Below are 25,840 nucleotides of genomic sequence, written 5' to 3'. Positions count from 1 at the left end.
TGGTTCCGCACCGGCGACCTGGCCAGGATCGAGGCCTCCGGCGAACTCGTCATCACCGGCCGGGCGAGTGAGCTGATCATCCGAGGAGGGGCGAACATCCACCCCTCGGAGGTGGAGGCGGTGCTGCGGCGGCTGCCCGGGGTGGCGGACGCCGCCGTGGCCGGACGCCCGCACCCCGTCTTCGGCGAGGTGCCGGTCGGCTATCTGGTGCCCGCACCGGGCAGCGGTGTACTGGACAGGGGTGCGGTCCTCGCCGCCTGTCGTGCGGAACTGTCCGCTTTCAAGGTGCCCGCCGAACTGTACGAGGTGGAGGACATTCCCCGTACCGCCTCTGGAAAGGTGCGGCGGCACGCCCTCGCCGACCGGCCCGCACGGACGCTGGGCACAGGGGCGGCCGAGGAGTCGACGGCGGACCTGCTGGCCCTGGTGCGGAACGAGGCTGCGGCCGTGCTCGGTTGTACGGCGGAGGCGGTGGAGTCCGGAACGGCGCTCCGTGATCTCGGCATGGACTCGCTGACGGCGACGGTGCTACGGGAGCGGTTGTCGGCGGCGACCGGCCTCCCGCTCTCCGAGGCCGTCGCCTTCGACTTCCCCACGGCCGCCGCGCTCGCCGCCCACCTCCGTTCGCGGAGCGCCACCGCACCGTCGGGAGCCGGGATCGCGCACCGAGGCGCGGCTCGGTCGGACGACGATCCTGTGGTGATCGTGGGGATGGCCTGCCGCTATCCCGGGGGCGTGACCTCCCCCGAGGAACTGTGGCGGCTGGTGGCCGACGGGAGAGACGCCATCGGTCCGTTCCCCACCGACCGGGGCTGGGACACGGAGGCGCTGTACGACCCGGACCCCGGGCGGTCCGGCCGGACGTATGTGCGTGAGGGCGGCTTCCTCTCCGGTGTGGACCGCTTCGATCCCGGCTTCTTCGGCATCTCCCCCCGCGAAGCCTTGGCCATGGACCCGCAGCACCGGCTGCTGCTCGAAGTGGCGTGGGAGGCTCTCGAGCACGCCGGTCTCGTTCCCCGGACCCTGCGCGGCTCGTCGGCCGGGGTGTACGTCGGGCTGATGTACAGCGACTACGCCGGCCGTCTCACAGAGGTACCCGAGCATGTCGAGGGCTACCTCGGCATCGGCAGCGCCGGAAGCGTCGCCTCAGGTCGTATCGCCTACACCTTCGGTCTGGAGGGCCCGGCCGTCACGGTGGACACGGCGTGCTCGTCGTCCCTGGTGGCCCTGCACCTGGCGGCCCAGGCGCTGCGCCGGGGCGAGTGTTCCTTCGCGCTGGCCGGCGGGGTCACGGTGATGTCGGGACCCTCGTCGTTCGTGGAGTTCAGCCGGCAGCGGGCGCTGGCCCCGGACGGCCGCTGCAAGGCGTTCGGTGCGTCCGCCGACGGCACGGGATGGGCCGAGGGCGCCGGCATGCTGTTGCTGAGCCGGTTGTCCGAGGCGCGCCGCGCCGGGCTTCCGGTGCTGGCCGTGGTCCGCGGCTCGGCGGTGAACCAGGACGGGGCGAGCAACGGGCTGACGGCACCGCACGGCCCGGCGCAGCAGCGGGTGATCCGGCAGGCCCTCGCGGACGCGGGGCTGGCCCCCGGGGACATCGACGCGGTGGAGGCACACGGCACCGGTACCCGGCTGGGCGATGTCATCGAGGCGGAGGCGTTTTCGGCGACGTACGGGCGGGAGGCGCGGGAGCATCCGCTCTGGCTGGGCTCGGTGAAGTCGAACATCGGTCACACCCAGGCCGCCGCCGGGGTGGCGGGCGTGATCAAGACGGTGCAGGCGATGGCCCACGGCGTGCTGCCGCGTACGCTGCACGCCGACGAACCGACCAGCCGGGTCGACTGGTCGTCGGGGCGGTTGGCGCTGCTGACCCGGGAGGTGGAGTGGCCGAGGACGGACCGCCCCCGCAGGGCGGGGGTGTCCTCCTTCGGCATCAGCGGCACCAACGCCCATGTGGTGCTGGAGGAGGCCCCGGCGGATCGGGATGCCCCACCGCCGGCTTCCGTGGCGGACGACGGAGCCGGGAGCAGCCGCGTCGAGGGCGGAGCGGTGCCGCCGTCCGTGGCTGTTCCGGTGTCGGCAAGGAGCGGGCCGGGACTGCGGGCCCAGGCGCGGCGGCTGTACGACCAGGTGGCCGCCGACCCGGACACGGCGCCGGTGGACATCGGGTACTCGCTCGCCACCACCCGCGCGGCCTTCGAGCACCGGGCCGTGGTGGTGGCCCGGGACCGTGCGGAACTGCTCGCCTCCCTGCGGGCGGTGGCGGAGGGAGAAAGCCGGCCCGGGGTGCGGACGGGCACGTCCCGTCGCCGGGGCCCGCTGGCCCTGCTCTTCACCGGCCAGGGCAGCCAACGCGTGGGCATGGGGCGTGAGCTGTACGAGTCCCGGGAACTTCATCCGAGCTTCGCCCGGTCGTTCGACGAGAGCTGCTCCCTGCTCGACCCGCTGTTGCCGGTGCCTCTACGGGACGTCGTGTTCGCCGGCTCCGGCACGGAGACGGGCGCGCTCCTGCACACGACCCGGTTCGCGCAGCCGGCGCTCTTCGCCCTGGAGACGGCCCTGTTCCGGCTGCTCGAGACCTGGGGTGTGCGCCCGGATCTGGTGGCCGGGCACTCGGTGGGCGAGGTGACCGCGGCGCATGTCGCCGGGGTGCTGTCCCTCGCGGACGCCTGCACCCTGGTGGCGGCCCGGGGCCGGCTGATGGACGCGCTGCCCGCGGGCGGTGCGATGGCCGCCGTGGCCGCCGACGCGGACGAGGTGGCCGAAGTGGCCGAAGTGGCCGCCCGACTCGCCGGGACGGGGCGTGCGGTGGAGATCGCCGCCGTCAACGGGCCCGCCTCGGTGGTCGTCTCCGGGGACGAGACCGCAGTGCAAGAGACCGTCGCGCACTTCCAGCAGCGGGGCCGGTCCACGACGCCACTGCGGGTGAGCCACGCCTTCCACTCCGCGCGGATGGAACCCATGCTGGCCGACTTCGCGGACGTGGTGCGGCGCCTCTCCTTCACCGCGCCACGGATTCCCCTGGTCAGCGCCGTATCCGGCCGGGCCGCCACCGAGGAGGAGCTGAGCTCACCGGAGTTCTGGGTGGACCATGTCCGCCGCCCGGTCCGCTTCGCCGATTCAGTGGCGTACCTCCAGGACCGGGGCGCGGCACACTACGTCGAGCTGGGGCCGGACGGGGTGCTCACCGGCCTGGTCCGCAGCGGCCTCGCCGCGACCGGAGCGGCTCCGGCGGGCCCGGGCACGGACGGAGCACCCGTCGGCGAGCGGACCCCGACGCCGCTGGTCCTGCCGACTCTGCGCGGGGCGCGGCCGGAGGCGGACGCCCTGCTCGACACCGTGGCCGCGCTGCACACCCATGGCGTGCCCGTCGACTGGCGGGCCGTCTTCGCCGGGCGCGGCGGTCGGCGCGTCCCCCTGCCCACGTACGCCTTCCAGCGCCGCCGGTACTGGCTCGACGCCACCCCGCGGCATCGGGCCACTCCCCCACCGAACGCCCCGGCCCACCCGCTGTTGTCGTCCCGCACCGCGACGGCCGACGACGACGGGCTGTTGCTGAGCGGGCTGCTCTCGGTGCACGAGCAGCCCTGGTTGGCCGACCATGTGGTGGCGGGGACGGTATTGCTGCCGGCGGCCGCCTTCGTGGAGATGGCCCTGCACGTCGGTGAGTCGGCGGGCGCGCCCGTCCTGGACGAACTCGCCCTGACCGCGCCGCTGTCGCTGCCTGCGGACGGCACGGTCGAGCTGCAGGTGAAGGTGTCGGGTCCAGACGGTGCGGGACGGCGGACCGTGCTCTTCCACGCCCGGCCGCAGACGCCGACGGGTGACCGGCCCTGGCACCGGCACGCCTCCGGGACGCTCGTGCCGGAGCGGCAGCCGGCGGACCGCGGAGCGGCTGCGGCCGCGACCGGGGCAGGGGCCGCGCCCTGGCCGCCGCCGGGCGCGGTGCCGCTGTACGCCGGCGATCCGGGTGCCGACCCGTACGAGCGGCTGGCCGGAAGCGGGCTGGGCTACGGCCCCGCCTTCCGAGGCCTGCGCGCCGCCTGGCGGCTCGGGGAGGAGCTGTACGCCGAGGTCACGCTGCCCGAGGCCGCCGGGGCCCCGCTCCCGGATGCGGGTGGCCCGGGGTTCGTCCTGCATCCGGCGTTGTTGGACGCGGCGCTGCACGCCCTGGCGCTCGACGGGCGCACGGCGGACCGTGCCGGGACGGACAGGACGGATGGTGGTGGGGTTTTCCTGCCGTTCGCCTTCGGCGGGGTGCGCCTGCACACGGCCGGCGCGCGGCGGTTGCGGGTGCGGATCACTCCCGGTCCGGACAGGCGGGCCGGGGTGGAGCTGACCGACGCGGCGGGCGCGCCGGTGGCCGCGGTACGTTCGCTGACGCTCCGGCCCCTTCCGCGTACCGGATCGGGAACGGTGGATCCGGTCCCCGGGGTTCTCCACCGGATGGACTGGGTGCCGCTGCCCGAGCCGCCCGTACCTCCGGTGGTGCCCCCGTGGGGCGTCCTGGGCACGGCGGGCACACGGCCGGTGGATGTGCTCGCGCCCCGGGGTTCCGGCGTTCCGGTGTACGCCGACCTGGCGGCGGACGGCGCATCACCGGCCGTCCTCGTTGCACCGTGCCCACCCCCACCGGACACGGCCGGCGGTGCACAGGACCCGGCGGCGCAGATGCGGTGGGCGGCGGACTGGGCACTGAAGCTGGTACGGGAGTGGCTCGCCGAACCTCGCCCGGCGGACTCCTGTCTCGTCCTTGTCACTTCCGGCGCCGTCCCCCCGGACGATGGTGGTCCGGTTGACGGTGGCACCGGTTCCGGGGATTCCGGCGCATCCGGTGGATGCGCTTCCGCACCGGCCCACGCACCGGTGTGGGGGCTGGTCCGCTCGGCCCTGCGGGAGAATCCGGGCCGGTTCGCCCTGGTCGACATGGACGATCACCCCGACTCCGTGCGTCTCCTCCCCCTCCTACTGGCCGCCGTGGCGCCGGAGACAGCCGTACGACGGGGAACAGCGTACGTACCGAAGCTGGTCCGGGTGGCCGGGGCGACGGGGGAACGGCGGCCTGGGCGGCGGCTCGATCCGGGGGGCACCGTCCTGGTCACCGGCGGCACCGGTTCCCTGGGCATGCTGGTGGCACGGCACCTGGTCGCCGCCCATGGCGTCCGACGTCTGCTGCTTGCCGGCCGACGCGGACCGGACGCACCAGGGGCGGACGAACTCGTCGCGGAACTGGGCGAGTCGGGCGCCGAGGTGACCGTCCGGGCGTGCGACGTCGCGGACCGGACGGAGCTCGCCGCCCTGCTCGGCTCGGTGCCGGCGGACCATCCGCTGACCGGTGTGGTGCACACCGCGGGGGTGCTGGACGACGGCACCCTCCCGGCGCTCACCACCGACCGTCTGGAGCGGGTGCTGCGGCCCAAGGCGGACGCCGCCCTCGCCCTGCACGAGCTGACCCGGGGGCGCGACTTGGCCATGTTCGCGCTGTTCTCCTCGGTGGCGGGCACCTTCGGCTCCGCCGGTCAGGCCAACTACGCGGCCGCCAACTGCGTGCTGGACGCCCTGGCACGGCACCGGAGACGGCTCGGTCTGCCCGGTACGTCGATCGCCTGGGGTCCCTGGCGGCAGAGCGAGGGCATGATGGCGCACCTCACCGACACGGACCTGCGGCGGATGGCCCGCTCGGGGTTCGGCCCGCTCGAGGCGGACGAGGGCCTGGCCCTCTTCGACGCCGCCGTGGCCGGTGACGACCCGGTGGTGGTGGCAGCCCGCCTCACCCCGGCCGCCCTGAGCGGCGGTCCAGCGGCGGGCCGGCCCCGGCCGCCCGTCCCCGGTGCGACGGGGACGGGCGGTGGGGGCGGGGCCCTGTTCGGCCGACGGCTGGCGGCCGCTTCCCCGGGCGAGCGGGGCGAGTTGCTGCTCACGGAGGTGCGGGCCCTGGCGGCCTCGGTACTGGGTCACCCGGAGGGGGCGGCCGCGATCGACGGGGACGACCTGCTGGCAGACCTGGGGCTCGACTCCCTGGCCGCGGTCGACCTGCGCAACTTGCTCGCGACGTCGACGGGGCTGACACTGCCGCCCACGCTGCTGTTCGACTTCCCGACCCCGCGCACGGTCGCCGCCGAACTGGCGGAGCGGTACGCCCAGGAGGCGACTCCTCCCGGCACCACCGGTGTCCCCGGCAACCCCGGCGTCCTCGAACGGCCGGATGCCATCGGCCACCCGGGCGGCCCCGACCGAACGGCGGACGACGGTGTTCCCGGCGGTCCGGGAATGGCCGGTCCACCGCAAGCCCCGGCGCGGGCCGGGGACGCACCGGACACCGGAGGTGCTTCGGATTCCCTGGGTGCGCTCTTCCGCGCCGCTTGCGACCGGGGGCGAGCCTGGGACGGCATGGCGCTGCTCACCATCGCCGCACGCCTCCGCCCGGCCTTCGACAGCGCCGGGGCGCCCGGTGCGGCACTCGCTCCTGTGACGCTCGCACCGGGCGGCGCGGGGCCCCGGCTGATCTGCTTCCCCGCCCTCAGTGCGCTCTCGGGACCCCAGGAATACGCGCGCTTCGGCGCCGGACTGCGGGGCCTGCGGCCGGTCGCGGCGGTGCGGCACCCGGGGTTCGGGCACGGGGAGGCGCTGCCGGCCACGCTGGACGCCCTCGTCACCGCCCAGGCCGCCACCGTCCGCGCGGCCGCGGATGACGGGCCGTTGGTCCTGTTGGGCCGCTCGGCCGGTGGCTGGGTGGCCCAGGCCGTGGCCGAGCGGCTGGAGGCCGAAGGCTCCGCCCCGCTCGCCGTTGTCCTGGTGGACACCTATCCCAGCAGTGACGACGACCGTGGGCAGGCGCTCTCCGCGATGACGTCGGACATGCTGCACCGGGCGGCGGAGTTCCTCCCGACCGCCCCGGACCGACTCACCGCCATGGCCGGGTACTTCGAGCTTTTCGCCGACTGGAAGCCTTTGCGGCTCGCCTCCCCCACCCTCTTCGTACGGGCCCGGGACCCGCTGCCCGGCGTGGAGCCCGCCCCGGCATGGGATCTTCCGCACACCGAAGTCACCGTGCCCGGAGACCACTTCACCATGCTGGAAGAGCATGCCCGTACCACCGCGCTCGCGGTCCACCACTGGCTGGCCGATCCGGACCGACGAACCCCTGATGCCCTGCACCGGTCGCAGGTGTCGCGGGACGCCCCGGCAGACCCTCTGGGGACGACCGGCGTCACAGGCTGGACTGCATGATCGAGGAATACGGGACGCATGAACATGCGGCCTCATCAGTCCCGAAGCCGGAAAAGGAGGCAGAGATCAACCCGCACGCGCGGGTGTCGTGATGCTGGCAAGTCTGCTGGGGGTCACCGTTACGCCGAAGACGCCGGAGAGGAGGTCGTCCTGGTCTGCGTCCTTGGCCACGTCTCCAGGGAAGGCCGATTCCAGGCAGGTCAGCAGCATCGGGGCGCCGAGGTCGTCGGCGCGGTTGAGGAGAAGGTCCGTGCTCAGTCTGCCGGAGTTGGCATCACGCACGAGCTCTGGCCACAGAGGGCGGCGAGTGCTGCTTCGGGTAGGGCCCACACATCCTCATGCCACGCTTGCCGCCGTCAGCAGTACGGCGAGGAGAGGACCACCGTACTCGTGCGCCCCGCGCCCGCGCGCTTCACCGGCCGATCCGGACATGCCCAACCCCCTTCATCCCTGCTGTGTTCGACCGGCTACCCGCGTCGGTCGCCGGCATCCCCGCTGTCGCGCAGGGGCCCGGTCGCACGATGACGACTTGTCAACGTCAGTGCCCCCAGTAGTCGCGGTGTGGCAGTTCGACCCAGGCATCGGGGGGTCCGACCACCCCGCGTGCGTCGGTCGGGCGCAGTCCCGCGAAGGCGCAGGAGTAAGCCACGGCGTTGCCCTGGTAGAGGTACGAGACGAGTACCTCCTCGGGGGTGTCGTGCTCGTTCGGTCCTCCGCCCGGGTGCAGGTCCCAGCCCTCGACGGCGCCATCGCGGGCGATGCTGCCCTGGTTGCCGCTCTTGGGGTTGGCGTACAGGCCGTAGCAGACGGTGCCGGTGGACAAGCGGGTGAGCACGCCCGGCATCTGCGGTGCGTAGCCCCAGGGCTGGGTGACGATGCAGCCACCCGGCACCGAGGTGACACCGACGATTCGCAGGCTCTCGTCGGCGTCGTACTCGTAGGGGTCTTCCAGCAGTTCGTCGATGACCTCGTGCTCCATCGGCACCGCCTGAAGACGGCGCACCGCCTCGGCCGCGTCGATGCCGGCGACGCAGGCCAGCCCGGTGCCGTCGTAGGAGAACGTGCCCAGCGCCGTGGTGAGCCGATGGGCCTCCTGCGCCACCGCACGCTCGGCGTCGGTCAGGCACTCGCCTTCCGGCACCGGGAACAGGTCCGGTGTCGGGCCGGCCAGGGCCAGCCGTCCCGGTGACCAGCCGCCGAGCGACGGGCGCCAGGGGTCGGCCCCGGCGGCGGCCAGTGCCCGGGCGTTGTCCGGTTTCCGGGAGACGACGGCCTCCCACAGTGCCGTCACCCCCTTCTCCAGCGCGTCCACATCCGCGACCCGGCCGGCCAGCTCGGCGACGACCCGTGAGGACCCGAACACCGCCGCGCGGTGCAACGGGCGTCCCCCGCTCCAGTGCTCCGGATCAGCGCCTCCGTCGAGACGCCGGCGGATCTCGGCCGCGTCCGTCCAGTCCCAGCCCATGCCGACCCAGCCGTCGCTTCCCGCCGCCATCGATCCCCCTCGTGTCACGCACTCCTTCGCGTGACACGCTCGCACACGGGTCTGACATCCGGAGCACTGAGCGCTTCTCACCGACAGGGCGGTCGCGTGATCAACCCCGAACACCAGGGCCGGCGCCGCGGTATCGAAGCCGCCGCCATCTACCACCGCTCCACGGCGACCTGAAGATCCCCTTCACCTATCGCGTCCCCGCTCACGACAACCAGGAGACGGAAACCGAAGGGTGACCGGCCACGCTCGCCGGGTTTCCCCTGGGGAATGGATCGCCGACGCCGCCGCTTCGACGAACAGCGGGGTCGGACAGGGGGCGCTGTCATGGTGCGCGGCCTCCAGCCTGTGCCAGGCCGGGAATGTCGTGTGTGCCTGCTTGAGGTTGGGGCATTTTCCGCCCCCGCTCTCGCGCTACCGCTCCAGGGCCAGGCCGACCTTGCGACCGCCCGACCGTTCCTGCCCGGGGCCCGTCATCTGCAGACCGGCAGCGGCGTCCGTATCGCCCTCCTGAGTGGTGCCACGACCGCGGAGGGCCGTCAGTGCGCGGGCCAGGTGCTCCAAGCCCGGGACGCCTCGGCATCCGTCTGCTCCCCCACCGAACGGGCCTGCCGCGTAAATCGCTGCCAGCACTTCCTCACGGGCCTGTGCCTCGGATCCACCTGACTCCACCGTGACTGGTTCCATGTCCCCTCCTGATCGCTCGGTCGGCCGACCGCATCAGCTGGTCAGCCGATGGGGCACCAGAACAGGGCAGCCCAACCCCCTGAAGATCACTGCTCCGTCACAACCGCGGTCGTGAGCAGCAGCGGCGATGAAGTGTGCGGCGACGGCATAAGGGCTCGGTCGCATCCACATGGTGATCCCGCCGACCACCGTGTTCAGGAGCACGACCCAGAACTGTGCCCAGGCGCCGTGGTCCACTGGAGCCGGGCGGTGACGATGGCCCGGCCGACCACCACGCACAGAACGCCGGTCAGGAGCCGGCAGGCGAGGCCAAGAAGACCCAAGGGACCGCTGTGGTCGATCACCAGAGGAGAGGGCGCCCGCCGGGGGAGGTACGGGCTGCCCTCCCTCCTCGTCGGAGGGACCTGCTTCCTGCCGCTACTGCCAGGAGTCAGGTCGGTGGTCGCGGTGCTGCGGCTGCTGGGGCTGGTGCGGGGTGCCGAAGGGGGCACAACCCTGCTGCCCGGAGTAGTCCTGCCGGTCCGCGTACGGCTGCTGGTCCGCGTAGGACTGCCGGTTCGTGTAGTCCTGCCGGTTCGTGTAGTCCTGCCGGTCCGCGTACGGCTGCTGGTGCTGCGCTCCCGCGTAGTGCGGCTGGGCGGCCGGGACCGGGCGCAGCCGGCGGGTGTCGTCGGAGCCCGTGGCGTGCTGGCCGCCGCGGCCCGTCGAGCGGTCGCCCGGCCACCAGTTCCACTTGCCCAGCGCGGTCATCAGGGCCGGCAGGACGAAGACGCGGATCACCACGGCGTCCAGCAGGATCGCCGCCGCCAGGCCCACGCCGAGCTGCTTGAACTCGACCATGCTCAGCGTGCCGAAGATCGAGAAGACCCCGACCATGACGATCGCCGCGCTGGTGACGACCCCGGCGGAGCGGGTGATGCCCTCGCGGACGGCGTCCTTGACGGTCGCGCCGTTCTGGGCGGCCTCGCGGATCCGGCTCACGACGAAGACGTGGTAGTCCATCGAGAGGCCGAACAGCACCACGAAGAGGAACAGCGGCAGCCAGGAGACGACCGCTCCGGAGCTGTGGAAGTCCAGCAGCCCCTCGGCCCAGGTGTGCTGGAAGACCGCGACGAGGACACCGAACGAGGCCGCGGCCGACAGCAGGTTGAGCAGGATCGCGGAGAGCGCCACGGCCAGTGACCGGAAGATGAGGACCATGGTGACGAAGGTCAGCAGCAGGACGAAGCCCACCACCCACGGCATCCGGTCCTCCAGGTGGCCGGTGAAGTCGACGCCCCGGGCGACCTTGCCGCCGACCGCGCTCTCGGCCCCCGGCACGCCCTCCATCGCCTGGGGCACCCAGTCCCGCAGCAGTTCGAGGGAGTCACGGGCGCCGTCGCTCTTGGGCGAGTGCGGTGTGCCGACCTGGACGGTGTGCACCCGATTGTCCGCCGACGTGCGGATCGTGGGCGTCTGGTCGTGGGCGAACAGGTCGTCCCCCGCGGTGCGCTTCAGCAGCCCGCCGAGGGCTGCCTCGACGTCGGCGGCCCGGTCGGCGGGGGCGCGTACCGCCACCTGGTGCACGGTGCCCTTGCTGGGGAAGGCCTCGGTGAGCCGGTCCATCGCCTGGACGACGGGGATGTCCCGGGACAGGTCGTCGGAGCCGGGTTGCTTCAGCTTCATGTCGAGGGCCGGCAGGGCGAGCAGCAGCAGGGCGCCGACGGACACCACGAGCGTGAGCACCGGTCGCCCTAAGGCGGGCCGCAGCAGCACCGGCCACAGCTTCGAGTCGCCCGAGCGCATGGTCAGCCGCCACAGGAAGGGCACCTGCGGCCGGTCGACCCAGCGTCCCAGCTTCGCGAGGAGCGCGGGCAGCACGGTCAGGGAGGCGAGAACGGCGACGGCCACCACGATGATCGACCCGGTGGCCAGGGAGGCGAAGGTGGCCTCGTCCGCGAGGTAGAGACCGGCCATCGAGACGATCACCGTGGTGCCGGACACCACCACGGTGTGCCCGGAGGTCTTCGCGGCGATCTCGATGGCGTCGATGTGGGCGACGCCCTTCTGGCGTTCCTCCCGTTCCCGTTTGAGGTAGAAGAGCGAGTAGTCCACGCCGACGGCCATGCCCATGAGCAGGATGATGTTGCTGACGGCGCTGGTCTCGGGCAGGACGTGCGAGGCCAGGGTCGACAGTCCGATCGCGGCGGCGACGCAGGAGAGGGCGAGCACCACGGGGACGCCGGCGGCGATGACGGCACCGAAGACGACCAGCAGGATCAGCAGGGTCAGCGGAAGGCTGATCAGTTCGGCCTTCACGAAGTCCTCGCCCAGGGTCTCTCCCAGCCCTTTGGCGGTCGAGCCCGTGCCCACCTCGTCGATCCTCAGCCCGTCGTGGGCCTTCTCGGTCGCCTCGCTGACGTCGAGCAGCGGCTGGACCCGCTGGTCGGCGTTCTCCGTGTCGCCCTTCATGGTCACCGTGACCAGGAGCGCCTTGCCGTCGGGGGAGGGCACGGCGGTGGCGACGCTCTCCACCTCGGGCAGCGACTTCATCCGCTGCGAGAGGTCTTGAGCCGCCTCCCGGGCCACCCCGGCGTCGAACGTGTGGCCGTCCGCGGCCGTGATCAGCACGTTCTCCTCGGGCTTCTCGGGGAAGTCGCCCGCGGCGGTGATGCGGCCCGCCCGGCCGGACTCGCCGACCCCGGACTCCTCGTCACTGATCTTGTTGGTGCCGGCGGCCCCGCCCAGGAAGAGACACAGGGCGACGAAGACCACCCACAGCCCGATGGCGGACCACGGGTGTGTGGCACTCCATCGCGCGATCCGTACCGTTGCCGGTTTCTTTCGCACCTTCTGCTTCCTTCCGTTGCTGCGGGCACTGCCCGTGCCGCGTGGCGACAGAGGAAACGCTAGGGACTCGGTCACGTCCGGAACATGAGGTAAACCGTCCGGGGACCCTGCGGTTTCCCGTAATGCCACCGGTTGAAATCTTGACCGGAAAGAATTCACCTGGCCGTCTTCGATTTCAGCTTTACATTTCTACCCGCGCCGATCGGAAAGTCGGCAGGAAATTTTCATTCTCGACGTCGACCCCGCCCACGAGCGGACCTTCGCCGAGCGCGTGGAGTTCCTCGGCCCGGACGTCGAGGTGGTCCCGGTCGCCGTGCCGGAGGCCGCGGCCGCCATCATCTGCACCGTCACCTCGGTGGGGGCCGGCGCCGGCCGGTCCTGCCGGGTGAACGGCTGCTGCCGCACGCGCACGTCAACGCCATCGGCCCGGACCTGATCGGCAAGGTCGAGGTGCCGCTGCACGTGTTGAAGTCCGCGTTCGTCACCACCGACCACCGCGGACAGACGCTGCGTAGGGGGAAGTCGCAGCACCTGGTGGAGAGCGACCTGGGTCCGGACCTGATGGACCTGTGCCCCGATCCGTCCCTCGCGGAGCGGCACCGGGAGGCCTGACCGTCTTCGACCCCACCGGATTCGCCCTGGAGGACCCCATCGCCTTCGGCGTCCTGCTGGAGCTGGCCAACGACGCCGGCATCGGCGACTACGTCCGGATGGAGCACCTGCCCGAGGACACGCTCAACCCCTACGCGTTCGCGTAGCACGACGCGAGGAGGCCGCCGTCCGCCGTGCACCGGCGGGGGGCGGCCTTGGCGGTCCCCCGGAGGACCCGGGAGGAGACCCCTTTTACGACTCCAGGTAGCGCAGGACCGCCAGGATGCGCCGGTTGTAGCCGGTGGTGTGCGGCAGATCCAGTTTGTCGAAGACGCCGTTGAGGGTCTTCTCCACCGAACTCAGCGACAGGTGCAGCTTCTCCGCGATGGCCGTGTTGGTGTACCCCATGGCCAGCGCCTCCAGCACGCTGCGCTCGCGCGGGGTGAGCCGGGTCAGCGGATCGCTGTGCGTGGTGCGGATGAGCAACTGCCGTACGACCTCGGGGTCGATGGCGGCCCCGCCCGCGTGGAGGCGCTCCAGCGCGTCCAGGAACTCCTCGACCTGGGCCACCCGGTCCTTGAGCAGGTAGCCGACCCGTTCGGCGTTGGAGGCCAGCAGTTGGGCGGCGTAGTTGCGCTCGATGTGCTGCGAGAGCACCAGCACGCTGACGTCCGGGAAGCGCTCGCGGATCTCCACGGCGGCCCGCAGGCCCTCGTCGGTGTGGGTCGGCGGCATCCGGATGTCGACGACGACGATGTCCGGCCGGTGCTCCTCGACCTCCTTGAGGAGGGTCACCGCGTCGCCCAGCGCCGCCACCACCTCGTGGCCTTCGTCGGCCAGCAGCCGGACCAGGCCCTCGCGCAGCAGGGCCGAGTCCTCGGCGAGGATCACGCGCATGGCAGCTCCGCTGAGATGGTGGTGGGTCCCCCGAGGGGGCTGTCGATGTGCAGCACGCCGTCCAGGGCGGCCACCCGGCCGCGCAGCCCGGCCAGCCCGCTGCCGGCCGGGTCCGCGCCGCCCCGGCCGTTGTCCTCGACCCGTACGGCGAGCCGCTCCCCGGTGAGCGCCACCCGCACCTCGATGGCGGTGGCCGCGGAGTGCTTGGCGGCGTTGGTGACGGCCTCGGACACCACGAAGTAGGCAGCCGTCTCCACGGGCTGGGGCAGCGGCGCGCCGGCCTCGAACCGGATGCGCAACGGGATGCTGCACCGTTCGGCCACCCCGCTCAGCGCTTCCTCCAGGCCGAAGCTGTCCAGCGCCGAAGGGTAGACCCGCCAAGCCACTTCCCGCAGCTCGTTGATGACCCCCTGGGACTCCTCATGCGCCTGGATCAGCAGCGCGTCGGCCCGCTCGGGGTCGCGGCTGCGGCGCGCGCGGCCGAGCAGCATGGCCAGCGCGACCAGGCGCTGCTGGACGCCGTCGTGCAGGTCGCGTTCGATGCGCCGGCGTTCGACGTCGACCGCCTGCACCACCGCGGCCCGGCTGGCGGCGAGTTCGTCGATCCGCTGCTGGAGCAGCTCCCGTTCGGAGGGGCCGAAGCACTCGCGGGCGGTGCGGGTGTCCAGGGCGGCCAGCGAGTACAGGCCCTGCAGGTCGAGGAAGAGCAGGACGCTGCCCAGCACCGCCTGGGTCAGCAGCTCGTCCCAGCCGAGGCTGCCCCGCGCCACCCCGGTCATCAGCAGCCCGGCCAGCAGGGCGCCGAAACCGAGCAGCCCGATCACGACGGCGCACAGCAGACCCGTGTAGCAGCGGACGGCGAGGTAGCGCAGGATCTTCTGATCGGAGGTTTTGTAGTGCTCGGGGAACCGGTCGCCGAAGAACACCGAGCGGCGGATCCGTTCGAGCGCCGTGAGGCGGCGCGCTCCGGCCATCAGGACGCGCAGGGCGTCCGGGCGGGTGCGCGGCCACAGCAGGAAGGGGCCGAGAAGGACACCGACGACGAGGAAGTAGAGGGCGCCGAGCAGGGCGGTCGCACAGCCGAGCAGCACGCCCAGGCCGCGGCGCAGCCGCAGGGGCGGCGAGGCGGCGCTCCGGTCGTCGCCGGGGTCCGCGGTGCCGAGGGCTCCTGCGGGACCGTGGGACGCGGCGCGCGTCAAGTCCTCCTGCACAGCGCCCGAGCCTAGTGCGGCCGAACAGCCCCGGGCAAGATCGCCGGGGGCCGTGCGCGGGAGCACGGGGCGGGGGCCGGCGTGCGCGCGGTCGGTACGCATCAGGCGCGGCGGTGCTGGGCCTTGTCGCGACCCTTCACCCGTACGGCCACGTAGGCGGCGAAGGCGATGACGACCATGACCAGGACGATCTTGCTCAGGACACCGACGTAGGTGCCCACCTCGTCCCACTGGTCACCCAGCCAGTAACCGGCCAGCACCAGGACGCTGTTCCAGATCAGGCTGCCGAGCGTGGTGAGCATGATGAACACCGGAATCGGCATCCGTTCGATGCCGGCGGGCACCGAGATCAGGCTGCGGAAGATCGGCACCATCCTGCCGAGGAAGACCGCCTTGGTGCCGTGCTTGGCGAACCACTCCTCGGTGCGCTGGAGGTCGGAGGCCTTCACCAGCGGCAGCTTCGCCCACAGCGCGTACATCCGCTCCCGGCCGAAGAGCGCGCCGATCCAGTAGAGGATGAGCGCGCCGACCACCGAACCCAGCGTCGTCCAGAACAGGGCCGAGGCGAGGGTCAGCACGCCCTGGCCGGCGGCGAAGCCGGTCAGCGGGAGGATGATCTCGCTGGGCAGTGGCGGGAAGACGTTCTCCAGGGCGACGAACAGGCCGGCGCCGGGAGCGCCCAGCGCGTCCACGAGGTCGGCGGCCCACCCCGCGATGCCGTCCGCGGGTTCCTGGGGCAGAGCCAGAGTCATGTGATGCATGGTGGGTCTCCGAGGGGGCGGGTCGGTGGAGCGGGGCGGCTGCCCCCGATGACCTCCAACCTAGAAACCGGAGACCGGCGGCGGTATGAGGATTGCCACCCGGTCCGATGCGGTTCCCCGCACCCGGACCCTGCGGAAAACCGCAGGGTCCCGGGCCGCCCCGAACTGCCCCTCGGGCGTCACGTGTTCGTATGAGATCTTCACGTGCGCCGTGTGTCTGCCGACCTTCCTCCGACCGTGTCGCTTCCCCGTTACCGACCCGGCACATCCATCGGACCTGGAAGGCACCCTTGAGTGACACGGGCGAGCACCAGGCGGTGCACCTCTGGTCGCTGGGCGAGGACGTCATCGTCGTCGGGGGCGACGACAGGACGGAGACCGCCCTCTGCGGTCGGCGGGGTGCCCAGCGGATCGCGACCAACGACTATGTGCGTGAAGCGCTGTACCGCATGTCGCCGGGGCCGGTGCGGCTGACCAACGTGGAGTACGCGCCCGGCGTCGGCGGAGGCGCGCACATCCATCTGCAACTGGGGCCCGTCCTGCGGCACATGGCGCACCTCGTGGTCCGCACCATCGCCATGGACGACCTGTGGGGGCCGCTGCGTCGGTGCATCCGCTGAGCCGGCAGACCTCCTTCGCCCTGGTCGGGGTGCCGGAGGGCTCCTCCCTGCGGCTGGTGCTCGGCACGTCCCTGGTGATGCGCATCGAGGGCCTGGTGGTTGGAGACGCCGGGCAGCCCCTACCGGGTGGTCGTGCACCGCCCCGAGGCCGTCTGGGACGTGGGCACGCTGATCCGCCCGTGCCGGGTGGAGAACGCGGTCGCCGCCCTGCCGCTGCCCACGGGGGTGATCCGTGGCCTCATCGGCTACCTGCTGGCCGCGGGCGTGGCCGCACCGGCCGACCCGGACCCGGTCCGGCACGGCCCGAACGACGGGCCCTGGGACCGCGCAGGACCCCGCCGGTGCTCCGGCCGGCGAAACAGGAAGCCCGGCCGGGATACCCGGCCGGGCGTTCCGCTCATCTCCCGGGCGCGCCTACGACTGTCCCGAGCCGGTCGCGCCGGCGACCTGACGAATGAAGCGCCGTTGCCAGGGCACCTCGACCGCACGGGAATGGTAGTTCTGCCGCACCCACTTGACCGCGTCCTTGGGGTTCATGCCCTCGAAGACGCAGAGCGCGGAGAGTGCCGTGCCGGTCCGCCCGACGCCGCCCCCGCAGCAGATCTCCACGCGCTCGTCCGCGGCGCGGTCGTACGCGGTACGGAGTGTGCGCATGGCCTCCATCGGGTCGGTGGGAAGCCAGAAATCCCGCCACGGAATCCAGAGGGACTCCCAGGGCGGCGCGGGCGGCTGATGGTCGGTCAAATGCACGGCTAACGTCGGTGTCTGGCCCTCCGGCATGTCGTATCTCAGCCCGCGTCCGCGGATCCTCCGCCCCGAGGGGAGCGTCATCACTTTGGGGGTATCGGTGTTCCACGGTTCGGTCATGTCGAATTCCGTTCCGATCTCTCTCGCCTGATGAAAGTTCCGGCCGTCGCCATCATCCCCAACGGAATTTACACCGTGTCCTACGTGGTGAGGCGGACGAGTCACTTGTAGCAGCACAGCGCTGCGGCGAGGCCGGGAAAGGCCGGGTAGTTGCGGGGATCGCGCTCGTAGCGAGGGCTCGAGCGCCGGTAGCCAGAGAGCCAGGGGATGGTGCGCTCGATGACCCAGCGGCGCCGCCCTCATCGTTCGCCGGACTCGATGCCCTTGCGGGCGATGCGCACGCCGATGCGCTTCCCGCGCAGCCATCTGCGCAGGTCGGCGCGGTCGTAGGCTTTGTCCGCGTGCAGACGCCGGGGCTTGAAGTACCAGCCGCTGTGGGGGTCGTGTCTCGTTCGGTGACCCTCCACCATGGGCCTCAGTTTCCACAAGGAGCAGTACAGACGCCGCCACGAGGTCGAACGGACGATCAACCGCCTGAAGAGCTACCGCGCCGGCGCTACCCGCTTCGACAAACGGGCCTACGTCTTCCATGGCACTGCCACGGTGGCCGCGATCCGACTTTGGCTCCGAAGGTGATGCGCCGACGACACCTCAGCCTGTGAAGGGATCCTCCACCGTCGGAATGTACGGGGACAGCAGCACCTCCGTGTGCTGCGTGACCGTGCCTCGAACCAGCTTCAGCACGCGCACATCGTTCTCGTGGCCCGGCTCCTCGTCATCGCGAACGTGGAGGAGTCCGTAGGAACCAGGGGCTACCACGGCCACATGCTCGAACAGTTCGACCACGTCAGGCGACGAGCGGTGATTGGAACAGCCGCCGAGGTGGATGAACGGCTCGCCGTTCATCCACCTGAAGTCGAGCAAGTACGGACTGTCCATCCGGGCAATGCGAAGGCGAAGCTCATCGACGATCTGCCGCAACCGGGGCTCATCGTCGTCATCGGCAGCGGTCTCCCTGACCGTGATCCACCCGTGGTACTCAAACATCCCACGATCGTAGTGAGATCCCGCTTCACCGTTCCAGCCGCACCATGATCCGCCGGATACGCCTCAGCTCAGACGCCCGGCCCCGCCGGCTCAAGTACTCATCCGCCACTGAAGCAGCGTCTTACGAGTTGGTGCATGACAGCGGATGGGCATGCTCTTGCGGTGAGGGACGGGGTGAGGAGACGTGCACCGGGTGCGGGCGCCCGGTACCGGTTGGTGTGCGTGGACCGGCTGGTGGTCATGCTGATACATCTGCGCCACGATCTGCCTCATGCTGTCTTGGGCGTTCTTTTCGGCATCGACCGCTCGACGGTCACCCGGGCCGTCGGTGAGGTCCGCCGCCCGCCGACGGAGCGTGGCTTTGCTGTTCCCGACCGCCCTGGCCTGCGGCTTCGAATGCTGGAGGACGTCTTCGCCTACGCCCAGGCCGAGGGTGTCGAGCTGAGGCTGGACGCCACCGAGATTCAGGTCCGACGGCCTGTCGCGGGCCGGGGCGGCCGACAGGCATTCGTCTCGGGCCAGAAGAAGCAGAACACGATGAAGGCCACCGTCATCGCCGACCATCAAGGCCGCACCCGGTCGGCCGATGGCCCGCGGCCGGGGCGGATGCACGATGCGACCGCGGCTCGTACTGCGGGCATCACCGACTGCTTCCACCACTTTGATCTGGTCGAAGTGCTACTCGACGACGGCTACCTGGACTCGAGCCGTGACCATCCCGGCCAGGCCGTCACTCCACCCAGAAAGCCGCGGCCCGGAGCACCACCGGGCAGAGTCGATCAGTGGGAACGCGAGCGACACGACCACTCATCCGACCGCATCACCGTTGAACACGCCCTGGCAGATCACAAACGTTGGAAACGACTCATGCGCTGGACCCATCGCCGCGATCGCTTGCCCGGTACCTACCGAGCCATCGCCGACCTCGTCTCCGACCGCACTGCCGTGACCTGAAAGTGGCCATGAACAGGGCGAACACGCCTCACCCGCTGTCACGCGCCAACTCGTAAGACGAGGATCGCGGCCCAGTGGTGAGCGTCGGAGGTCACGGTTCTTCTCCTCAGGCGTCTGGATTCGAGTGGTTCATGGCCGGACTGGGCTGCGCATACGCCACGCGGTCGGCACCCTGGAGGACGGGCGCACTGTCCACTCGTCACACACCGCACTGGAAGCGCGGACATCATGATCGACATCATCGCAGGGGTGGAGATCCCCGAGACTGCGGCAGCGGCAGCGGCCACGAGCTTTCTTCGGGAAAAGAACAGTCCCCTCATCTTCCACCATTCCCGGCGTGTTTTCCTCTTCGGTTCCCTCCATGCGCAGGAACTCAGTCTCCAGCATGACCCGGAACTGCTCTACATATCCGCGATGTTTCACGATACCGGTCTTTTGACTCCGTACTCCGCCACGGAGCAGCGGTTTGAACTCGACGGCGCCGATCACGCACGGAGGTTCCTCCTCGGCCGCGGGTTCCCGGAGAGCGCCGCTGACACGGTCTGGACGGCGATCGCGCTGCACACGACCCCAGAAATTCCTGGTCGGATGAGCCCGGAGACGGCTGCCACCAGCTACGGTGTCCTGACCGACGCGGTCGGCTGGGGGCTGGACAGGCTGAACGGCGGCCTGGTGGACGAAATCGCTGCCGCGCATCCGCGCGGAGAATTCAAGAAGGAATTTCTGCAGGCATTCGTCGAGGGACTCAAAAACCGTCCTGACACCACCTACGGGACCGTCAATGCGGACGTGCTGGAGCACTTCGTTCCCGGCTTCCGCAGCAAGACCATGGTCGAGCGCGTCATCGAGGCGCCCTGGCCGAGCTGAAATGCGCTCGAAGAAGCCAGAGGCGGTGCGATGATCCCGTGGGCAGCGGTTGCGGCCGCGACGATCGTAACCCTCGGCAAGGCGTCGCCCGCGCGTGCACAGGAACAGAAAGAGGAACAGGCATGCGAGCCATCACTGTCCGGGACCGCAACGCCGGTGTCAGCGGGCTGGCCCTGGAGGACCTGCCCCATCCCCATGCCGCCGAAAACGATGTAATCGTAAGGGTGCATGCCGCGGGATTCACCCGCGGAGAGCTCGACTGGCCTGGAACATGGTCCGACCGTGCCGGCCGCGACCGCACTCCGAGCGTGCCGGGGCACGAGGTCTCGGGCGTCGTGGCGGAGCTCGGATACGGAACCACCGGCCCCACCATCGGCCAGCGCGTCTTCGGACTGACCGACTGGACCCGCAACGGCTCGCTGGCCGAGTACGTCGCCGTGGAGGCCCGCAACCTCGCTCCGCTGCCCGCGGACATCGACCACACGGTGGCGGCCGCGCTGCCGATTTCCGGGCTGACCGCCTGGCAGGGTCTGTTCGACCACGCGCGGATCGCAACCGGCCAGACCGTCCTGATCCACGGAGCCGCGGGCAGTGTCGGCTCGATCGCCGTCCAGCTCACGCGCGAGGCGGGAGCCCGCGTGATCGGCACCGGCCGGTCCGCCGACCGGGCCACCGTCCTCGATCTGGGCGCACACGCGTTCCTGGACCTCGCGGCCGACCGGCTGGAGGACGCCGGCGAGGTCGACGTGGTGTTCGACGTGATCGGCGGCGACATCCTCGACCGCTCGGCCGCACTCGTACGCGCCGGCGGCACGCTCGTCACCATCGCCCACCCACCCACCGTCCGGCCCAAGGACGGGCGGGCGCTCTTCTTCGTGGTGGAACCCGACCGTGCACGCCTCGCCGACCTCGCTCAGCGGCTCAGGGACGGACGGCTGAAAGTACGGATCGGCGCGGTGCGGCCGCTGGCTGAAACGGCCACTGCCTTCACCCCTGAGCGGCGCATCGCCGGCCGGACGGTCATCCGGGTCGCCGAGGACTGAGGAACCCGTCCGTCGTGCCGTCCGTCCGGCACGACGGACAGCACCCGCCGGCACGGTATGACGGCAGTCGGCGCAGCACAGCAGGGATGACTTCCCCCGCGTACGAGGTGGCGTCGAGCCGTCCCCGCGCCAAGGCACTCGGACGGGCGGCTCGACGCCACCTCACTTGGAGGGGAGGCGAGCAGGGCGCGGTTGGCATCTTCGGTGTGGGTCCACAGCAGCCGCTCGCACTCGAGTCGGCCCGCACCTCTCAGGACACGGTGGAGCGGTTGTGGATCGTGGACAAAACGGTAATCCCAGTCCGCAACCGGCAGGTGAGGGCCTCTCCTGCGCCTACCGGTCCTTGGCGGACGTGCACAGGGCCTCGTGGACACGCAGACCCGCCTGGCGGCGGCCCGTCCGGTGCCGGGAAGGACCGCGGACGCGAAGGTCTGGCGGGGCTTCGGCCTGGCCGAGTACTGCCAGGAGGTGACCGGCTCGGCGACGGCGCCCACCTCAATACCGACCTGATCATCCCGCATCGCAAACGGCGCGGACGCCTCCTGCTGAAAAGCGAGTAACAGGTCATCTCACGTATTCGTCGCGATGTCGGGCTGCACGTGGCAGCAGCCGCCGTCCGCCTCGTTCGGACCGTCGGGAACCACCGCCCACCGGCGGTTCACAAAGTGGCCGAAGGCCCGGGTGCGGGCCGAGCTCCACCGCCCGGTCCCCGACGAGCTCGGGGCGCGCACCCCATGGACCGGGGCAAGCACGGCTCGTAGAGCCACTTGATCACCGGGCGGACCGGTCTGCCCCTGCCCGCCGGAACCTCCGGTGCCTACGTCCACGGCGGCCGGGCCCTGATCCCGCTCGTGCGGGGCACACCGCCGATCCGCTCCCGACGCGGCAGGCGACGCCGCAGACCGGGAAAGCCCCACCGTGACAAGGGCTACGCCCACGACCACCCGCGGCGCCGGTTACGCGACCGGGGCAGCACGCCTCGGACCGCCCGCAAGAAAACAGACTCCAGCCAACGGCTCGGCCGGCACCGCCGGATTGTCGAACGCCCCATGGCCTGGCCCGCCGGGGCGCCGACGCCCCCACCGCCGCCACGGACGCAAAGCCACCCACTTCCCGGCCCTCACCAGCAGCGCCTGCACCTCGTCCACCACCGCAGACTCACCAAATGAGACGACTTGTAATCGATTCCAGGTCGGCTCCGGCAACGCGGTGGCCCAACAGCACACCTAGTCGGTGTCCGTCGCCGCCGGGACGGCGAGCCGGCGGCGGTCGGGTGAGAGGGCGGCTATGCCGTAGTCGGAGCCGATGTCGTTGTGGAACCAGTCCGTGTCGGCCTCGAAGTGGAACCATGTGCTCTGCCGGGCACGGCGCTCCACCTCTTCCACGCTCGCGTCCGCTGGAGCGCCGCTGAGCCCCGCGATCGAACGCCAGGCCCACAGCCGGCCGTAGGCAGCCTGCGTGCCCGAGCCGCCCATGCCACCCATCGAGGCGGTGACGAAGAGCAGGCGCCAGATCTCGTCCACCGGGCGGACGGCAATCTGAAAACGGTCCGTGGGGCCGAGCCCGTCCCCACACGGCAGGGGCAGGGCCGGCAGCAACGCGGGCACCCACTCGGGTGTGATGGCCTCGTCCAGCAGGAAGTCGTGGCGCAGGGCTTACAGCCCGTCGGGGGGCAGGGGGACGGGACTGCCGGTGCGGGCGTACCACTCCTCGGCGCCCTTGTGCTGGATGGCGATGTGGACTTCTCTGTCGGGGCGGAGGCGGGTGGCGGGGGGTGAGGTCGCCGGTGATGACGCCGACCTCGTCGGTCATGGCCCCACCGGGCCCTGCGGTGACGTGGTCCACGAACTGCTGGGGGTGTGCCGGGAAACAAGCCTGCTCGGGCTGCGGCAGAGCATGGGACGAACCGGCTCGTGCTACGACAATGCCGCTGCCGAGGCTTCTTCGCGTTACTGAAAGCGGAGATCGGCATCCGCCGCCGATCCGACCGGACCACTGCCCGTGCTGAGATCTTCGCCTTCATCGAGACCTTCTACCACCGCAAGCGGCTGCGGAAGCATCCGGTCCGGGGGTACCTCACCCCGCTGGAGACCCGGCAGCGGCACGAGCAAGAACACGCCGTCGCAGCGTAAGCATCGAGTGTCCAGCATCACGGGGAAAGTTCACCCACCCGGAGAATGCGTCGCGCTCTGCACCGACGAGAAGCCCCAGATCCAGACGCTGGCTCGCAATGCCCCGATTCTGCCGCTGCGGCCCGGGAGCCCCGAAAGGCAGGCCCACGGCTATCTCGGAGTGCACCACCGCCCTGTTCATCGCACTGGAAGTGGCCACCGGCAAGGTCGTCGACCTCCATTGAACCTGTCGAACACAGCACGACCCCCATCTGCGCGCCGCCGCATCCAATGGAGTTACCCCATCCCGAGTCGTTCAGCTATACCGATGAACGACCGTTACGCTCAAACCATCACCATTTGCTTCAGCGGCAGTGGGGAATTTCGGCTAGCGCCATCATGCCCCCGGTCCGCCCGAATGTGACGCGGAGGCTCTCACATGGCGAGGTACGACTACGCGTGCGGGCAGTGCGGCGTGTTCGAGGTCGTCCGTCCGATCGACGCCCCGGTACATGAGCCGACGTGCGCCACATGCGGCGGAGCGGCGACGCGTGTATACGCCCCGCCCGCCTTCACCTCGCCCCACTCCGCCCTGCGACGGGCGCACGACGCTGCCGCGGCCAGTGCGCACGAGCCGACGGTGCAACACCGCATGCCCGCACCACCCCGTCGTCATGCCCATCCGCCGAACCCACTGCACGCACGCCTCCCGAGGCCGTGACCCACAGGCAAGGAGCGACAGATGCCCGAAGTGCTCTTCAGCGTCGACCAGTCCCGGTCGTTCTACGACCAGGCGGTCCCGCCGCACAACCGCTGGCACCCCGACATCCCGCCGGTGGCGACCGTTCGGCCCGGCGCCGAGTTCCGCCTCGAATGCCGGGAGTGGTTCGACGGGACGGTTCACAACGACGACTCCGCCAACGACATCCGCGACCTCGATCTCTCGATGGTCCATCCTCTGAGCGGACCGATCGCCGTCGAGGGTGCGCAGCCCGGTGACCTGCTGGTGGTCGACATCCTCGACATCGGTCCCGTCCCGCAGGAGACCGGGCCGGTCGCCGGCCAAGGCTGGGGCTACACGGGCATCTTCGCCAAGTCCAACGGCGGCGGTTTCCTCACCGAGCACTTCCCGGACGCGTACAAGGCGGTCTGGGACTTCCACGGGCAGATCGCGACCTCCCGCCACCTGCCCGGCGTGCGCTTCACCGGCATCACCCACCCAGGCATCGTCGGCACCGCCCCGTCGCACGACCTGCTCGGTCAGTGGAACGCCCGGGAGGCCGAGCTCATCGCGACCGATCCCGACCGAGTGCCCCCGCTCGCGTTGCCGCCGAATCCGCAAGGAGCAATCCTCGGCACGCTGGAAGGCGACGCGTTCGAGCGCGCTGCACGGGAGGCGGCACGAACCGCGCCGCCACGCGAGAACGGCGGCAACCAGGACATCAAGAACCTCACCCGTGGCGCCCGGATCTTCCTGCCGGTGTATGTCGAGGGTGGCAAACTGTCCGTCGGTGACCTGCACTTCAGCCAGGGCGACGGCGAGATCACCTTCTGCGGCGCAATCGAGATGGGCGGCTACCTCGATCTCGGCGTCGACCTCATCAAGGGCGGCATGCAGACCTACGGGGTGACGACGAACCCCGTGTTCTACCCCGGCAACGTCGAGCCGCGCTACAGCGAGTTCCTCACCTTCGTCGGCATCTCCGTCGACGAGGACGGCCGCCAGCGCTACCTCGACTCACAGGTCGCCTATCGGCGGGCCTGCCTGAACGCGATCGAGTACCTGACCAAGTTCGGCTACTCACCCGAGCAGGCCTACCTGCTCCTCGGAGCCGCCCCGATCGAAGGCCGCTTCAGCGGCGTGGTCGACATCCCCAACTCCTGCGCCACGCTCTATCTGCCCACCGCCATCTTCGACTTCGACATCCGCCCGTCCGGCGACGGGCCACAGAGCGCCGACCGGGGAAGCTGCGCCCGCTCAAGCTGACGCGCTCGTGCACGGTAAGCGGTGAGGCGTCGAGCCCTTGATGGTTGATCATGGTCAGGTGGTGGGAACACGACTCGTGCAGTGATCATCAGCAACCGGCGGATCACGGGCCTGACGGCCGGAGTGATTGCTGAACTCGTCGCTGAGGTAGGTCCGTTGTGGCATGAGCGTCACGAAACCAGGCTTACTTCTCGACCGCGGAAGCGGGCCGTGGGCGGCGGTGCGAAACACCGCCTGGTGTTCGTCGACCGCCTCCTGGCCACCCTCATCCATCCTCGTCACGGCGCCACCCACGACGTGCTCGCCTGCTGATTCGGCGTGGACCGCTCCACCATCACCCGCGCCCGCCAGTCAGGGCTGGTCAAGCTCCTGGCCGACGGGCCCACGGTCGAGATCCTCGCGGAGTATGTCCCGCCAGCAGGAGGTGTTGTCGCACTTCGGCCCCAGCACGCCCAGAGTGGCGCGAGCATCCGCCGCCAGTGCGCCGAGTACGAGAACAGTGCCTCCATGGCGGGGCCGGCCGCCCTGGGCAAGGTGCTGGAAGACGTGGAGCAGGCCACCGGTGTGGGCTCCGGCCCGGTGGAGACGAGGGCGTGACGGTACGGCACCGGCGGTGCCCGCCGGCCGTTCCGGCGGACCGGCACGACCGGCGCCTCCCCCGGATGACGGGAAGCACCCCCGCCGCCCGCGGGCCCCTGACCGGTACCGT

General features: G+C 71.0%; 21 protein-coding genes and 4 pseudogenes. 15 read left to right on the top strand and 10 right to left on the bottom strand.

The window, feature by feature from the left end:
- Positions 1-120 precede the first annotated feature (120 nt).
- The gene (locus B7L92_RS25915; RefSeq protein WP_218030473.1) at positions 121-7,227 is read left to right on the top strand and encodes a type I polyketide synthase; all 7,107 of its coding nucleotides are present in this window, start codon (positions 121-123) and stop codon (positions 7,225-7,227) included.
- A 66-nt stretch (positions 7,228-7,293) separates the two neighbouring features.
- On the opposite strand, the gene B7L92_RS25910 is transcribed toward B7L92_RS25915, so the two are convergent.
- The 3 genes from B7L92_RS25910 to B7L92_RS25890 form a co-directional block, all read right to left on the bottom strand.
- Positions 7,294-7,509, bottom strand: coding sequence for a hypothetical protein (locus B7L92_RS25910; protein WP_081239809.1), 216 nt, complete (start codon positions 7,507-7,509; stop codon positions 7,294-7,296).
- A gap of 256 nt (positions 7,510-7,765) precedes the next feature.
- Positions 7,766-8,722, bottom strand: coding sequence for a hypothetical protein (locus tag B7L92_RS25905; RefSeq protein WP_081239808.1), 957 nt, complete (start codon positions 8,720-8,722; stop codon positions 7,766-7,768).
- Positions 8,723-9,823: 1,101 nt separating this feature from the next.
- Complete coding sequence (locus B7L92_RS25890) at positions 9,824-12,235, bottom strand: MMPL family transporter (protein ID WP_081239806.1); 2,412 nt, start codon at positions 12,233-12,235, stop codon at positions 9,824-9,826.
- A 462-nt stretch (positions 12,236-12,697) separates the two neighbouring features.
- On the opposite strand from B7L92_RS25890, the gene B7L92_RS40740 reads away from it, so the two are divergent.
- Both B7L92_RS40740 and B7L92_RS25885 read left to right on the top strand, forming a co-directional pair.
- Entirely contained in the window at positions 12,698-12,847 is a 150-nt protein-coding gene (locus B7L92_RS40740; protein WP_159461063.1) for a hypothetical protein, read from the top strand.
- On the top strand, positions 12,805-12,993 hold the full coding sequence (locus B7L92_RS25885) for a hypothetical protein (RefSeq protein WP_081239805.1): 189 nt from the start codon (positions 12,805-12,807) through the stop codon (positions 12,991-12,993). Before B7L92_RS40740 ends, B7L92_RS25885 begins: the two co-directional genes overlap by 43 nt.
- An 85-nt stretch (positions 12,994-13,078) precedes the next feature.
- Here B7L92_RS25885 and B7L92_RS25880 read toward each other — a convergent pair whose 3' ends face one another.
- The 3 genes from B7L92_RS25880 to B7L92_RS25870 form a co-directional block, all read right to left on the bottom strand.
- The gene (locus B7L92_RS25880; RefSeq protein WP_081239804.1) at positions 13,079-13,723 is read right to left on the bottom strand and encodes a response regulator transcription factor; all 645 of its coding nucleotides are present in this window, start codon (positions 13,721-13,723) and stop codon (positions 13,079-13,081) included.
- Entirely contained in the window at positions 13,714-14,922 is a 1,209-nt protein-coding gene (locus B7L92_RS25875; RefSeq protein ID WP_368656269.1) for a sensor histidine kinase, read from the bottom strand. Before B7L92_RS25875 ends, B7L92_RS25880 begins: the two co-directional genes overlap by 10 nt.
- Before the next feature lie 113 nt (positions 14,923-15,035).
- Positions 15,036-15,695 carry a DedA family protein gene (locus B7L92_RS25870; protein ID WP_081239802.1) on the bottom strand — a complete coding sequence of 220 codons (660 nt, stop codon included), beginning with the start codon at positions 15,693-15,695 and terminating at the stop codon, positions 15,036-15,038.
- Positions 15,696-15,985: 290 nt separating this feature from the next.
- On the opposite strand from B7L92_RS25870, the gene B7L92_RS25865 reads away from it, so the two are divergent.
- On the top strand, positions 15,986-16,315 hold the full coding sequence (locus B7L92_RS25865) for a hypothetical protein (RefSeq protein WP_081239801.1): 330 nt from the start codon (positions 15,986-15,988) through the stop codon (positions 16,313-16,315).
- A gap of 414 nt (positions 16,316-16,729) precedes the next feature.
- On the opposite strand, the gene B7L92_RS25860 is transcribed toward B7L92_RS25865, so the two are convergent.
- The gene (locus B7L92_RS25860) at positions 16,730-17,182 is read right to left on the bottom strand and encodes a protein-tyrosine phosphatase family protein (protein ID WP_081239800.1); all 453 of its coding nucleotides are present in this window, start codon (positions 17,180-17,182) and stop codon (positions 16,730-16,732) included.
- A 101-nt stretch (positions 17,183-17,283) separates the two neighbouring features.
- Positions 17,284-17,601: pseudogene (locus tag B7L92_RS41445) on the bottom strand (transposase); the annotation flags it as partial.
- Between the two features lies 1 nt (position 17,602).
- Here B7L92_RS41445 and B7L92_RS25850 point away from each other — a divergent pair.
- Positions 17,603-17,758, top strand: a pseudogene (locus B7L92_RS25850) (IS5/IS1182 family transposase); the annotation flags it as partial.
- Between the two features lie 15 nt (positions 17,759-17,773).
- Here the strand turns inward: B7L92_RS25850 and B7L92_RS25845 are convergent.
- Positions 17,774-18,169 carry an Imm7 family immunity protein gene (locus B7L92_RS25845; protein WP_081239799.1) on the bottom strand — a complete coding sequence of 132 codons (396 nt, stop codon included), beginning with the start codon at positions 18,167-18,169 and terminating at the stop codon, positions 17,774-17,776.
- Between the two features lie 153 nt (positions 18,170-18,322).
- Between B7L92_RS25845 and B7L92_RS25840 the strand changes: the two are divergent.
- The 5 genes and pseudogenes from B7L92_RS25840 to B7L92_RS42680 form a co-directional block, all read left to right on the top strand.
- Positions 18,323-19,123: pseudogene (locus B7L92_RS25840) on the top strand (transposase); the annotation flags it as partial.
- Between the two features lie 228 nt (positions 19,124-19,351).
- Positions 19,352-19,990, top strand: coding sequence for an HD domain-containing protein (locus B7L92_RS25835; RefSeq protein ID WP_081239797.1), 639 nt, complete (start codon positions 19,352-19,354; stop codon positions 19,988-19,990).
- 122 nt (positions 19,991-20,112) lie between these two features.
- Positions 20,113-21,033, top strand: coding sequence for an NADP-dependent oxidoreductase (locus B7L92_RS25830; protein ID WP_081239796.1), 921 nt, complete (start codon positions 20,113-20,115; stop codon positions 21,031-21,033).
- Positions 21,034-21,399: 366 nt separating this feature from the next.
- The gene (locus tag B7L92_RS40735; protein ID WP_159461062.1) at positions 21,400-21,543 is read left to right on the top strand and encodes a hypothetical protein; all 144 of its coding nucleotides are present in this window, start codon (positions 21,400-21,402) and stop codon (positions 21,541-21,543) included.
- 63 nt (positions 21,544-21,606) lie between these two features.
- A pseudogene (locus tag B7L92_RS42680) lies at positions 21,607-22,202 on the top strand (transposase family protein); the annotation flags it as partial.
- Positions 22,203-22,259: 57 nt separating this feature from the next.
- On the opposite strand, the gene B7L92_RS25820 reads toward B7L92_RS42680, so the two are convergent.
- Positions 22,260-22,667 carry a DUF6183 family protein gene (locus B7L92_RS25820; protein ID WP_255311137.1) on the bottom strand — a complete coding sequence of 136 codons (408 nt, stop codon included), beginning with the start codon at positions 22,665-22,667 and terminating at the stop codon, positions 22,260-22,262.
- Between the two features lie 279 nt (positions 22,668-22,946).
- Here B7L92_RS25820 and B7L92_RS40730 point away from each other — a divergent pair, with 279 nt between their 5' ends.
- The 5 genes from B7L92_RS40730 (at position 22,947) to B7L92_RS42675 (ending at position 25,728) form a co-directional block, all read left to right on the top strand.
- Positions 22,947-23,165: a hypothetical protein gene (locus tag B7L92_RS40730; RefSeq protein WP_081239794.1), complete on the top strand. Its 219-nt coding sequence runs from the start codon at positions 22,947-22,949 to the stop codon at positions 23,163-23,165.
- Between the two features lie 418 nt (positions 23,166-23,583).
- Positions 23,584-23,865, top strand: a complete 282-nt coding sequence (locus tag B7L92_RS43710) for an FmdB family zinc ribbon protein (RefSeq protein ID WP_081239793.1) — start codon at positions 23,584-23,586, stop codon at positions 23,863-23,865.
- 21 nt (positions 23,866-23,886) lie between these two features.
- Positions 23,887-25,131 carry a formamidase gene (fmdA, locus tag B7L92_RS25800; protein ID WP_081239792.1) on the top strand — a complete coding sequence of 415 codons (1,245 nt, stop codon included), beginning with the start codon at positions 23,887-23,889 and terminating at the stop codon, positions 25,129-25,131.
- A gap of 81 nt (positions 25,132-25,212) precedes the next feature.
- Positions 25,213-25,443, top strand: coding sequence for a hypothetical protein (locus B7L92_RS25795; protein WP_255311136.1), 231 nt, complete (start codon positions 25,213-25,215; stop codon positions 25,441-25,443).
- A gap of 6 nt (positions 25,444-25,449) precedes the next feature.
- Positions 25,450-25,728, top strand: a complete 279-nt coding sequence (locus B7L92_RS42675; RefSeq protein WP_255311135.1) for a hypothetical protein — start codon at positions 25,450-25,452, stop codon at positions 25,726-25,728.
- The last annotated feature ends 112 nt before the right edge of the window (positions 25,729-25,840 follow it).

This window comes from Streptomyces viridosporus, assembly GCF_002078235.1.
GTDB lineage: Bacteria > Actinomycetota > Actinomycetes > Streptomycetales > Streptomycetaceae > Streptomyces > Streptomyces viridosporus.
The sequence above is the reverse complement of the archived record's forward strand: the minus strand, read 5'-3'. Positions and strand labels throughout refer to the sequence as shown.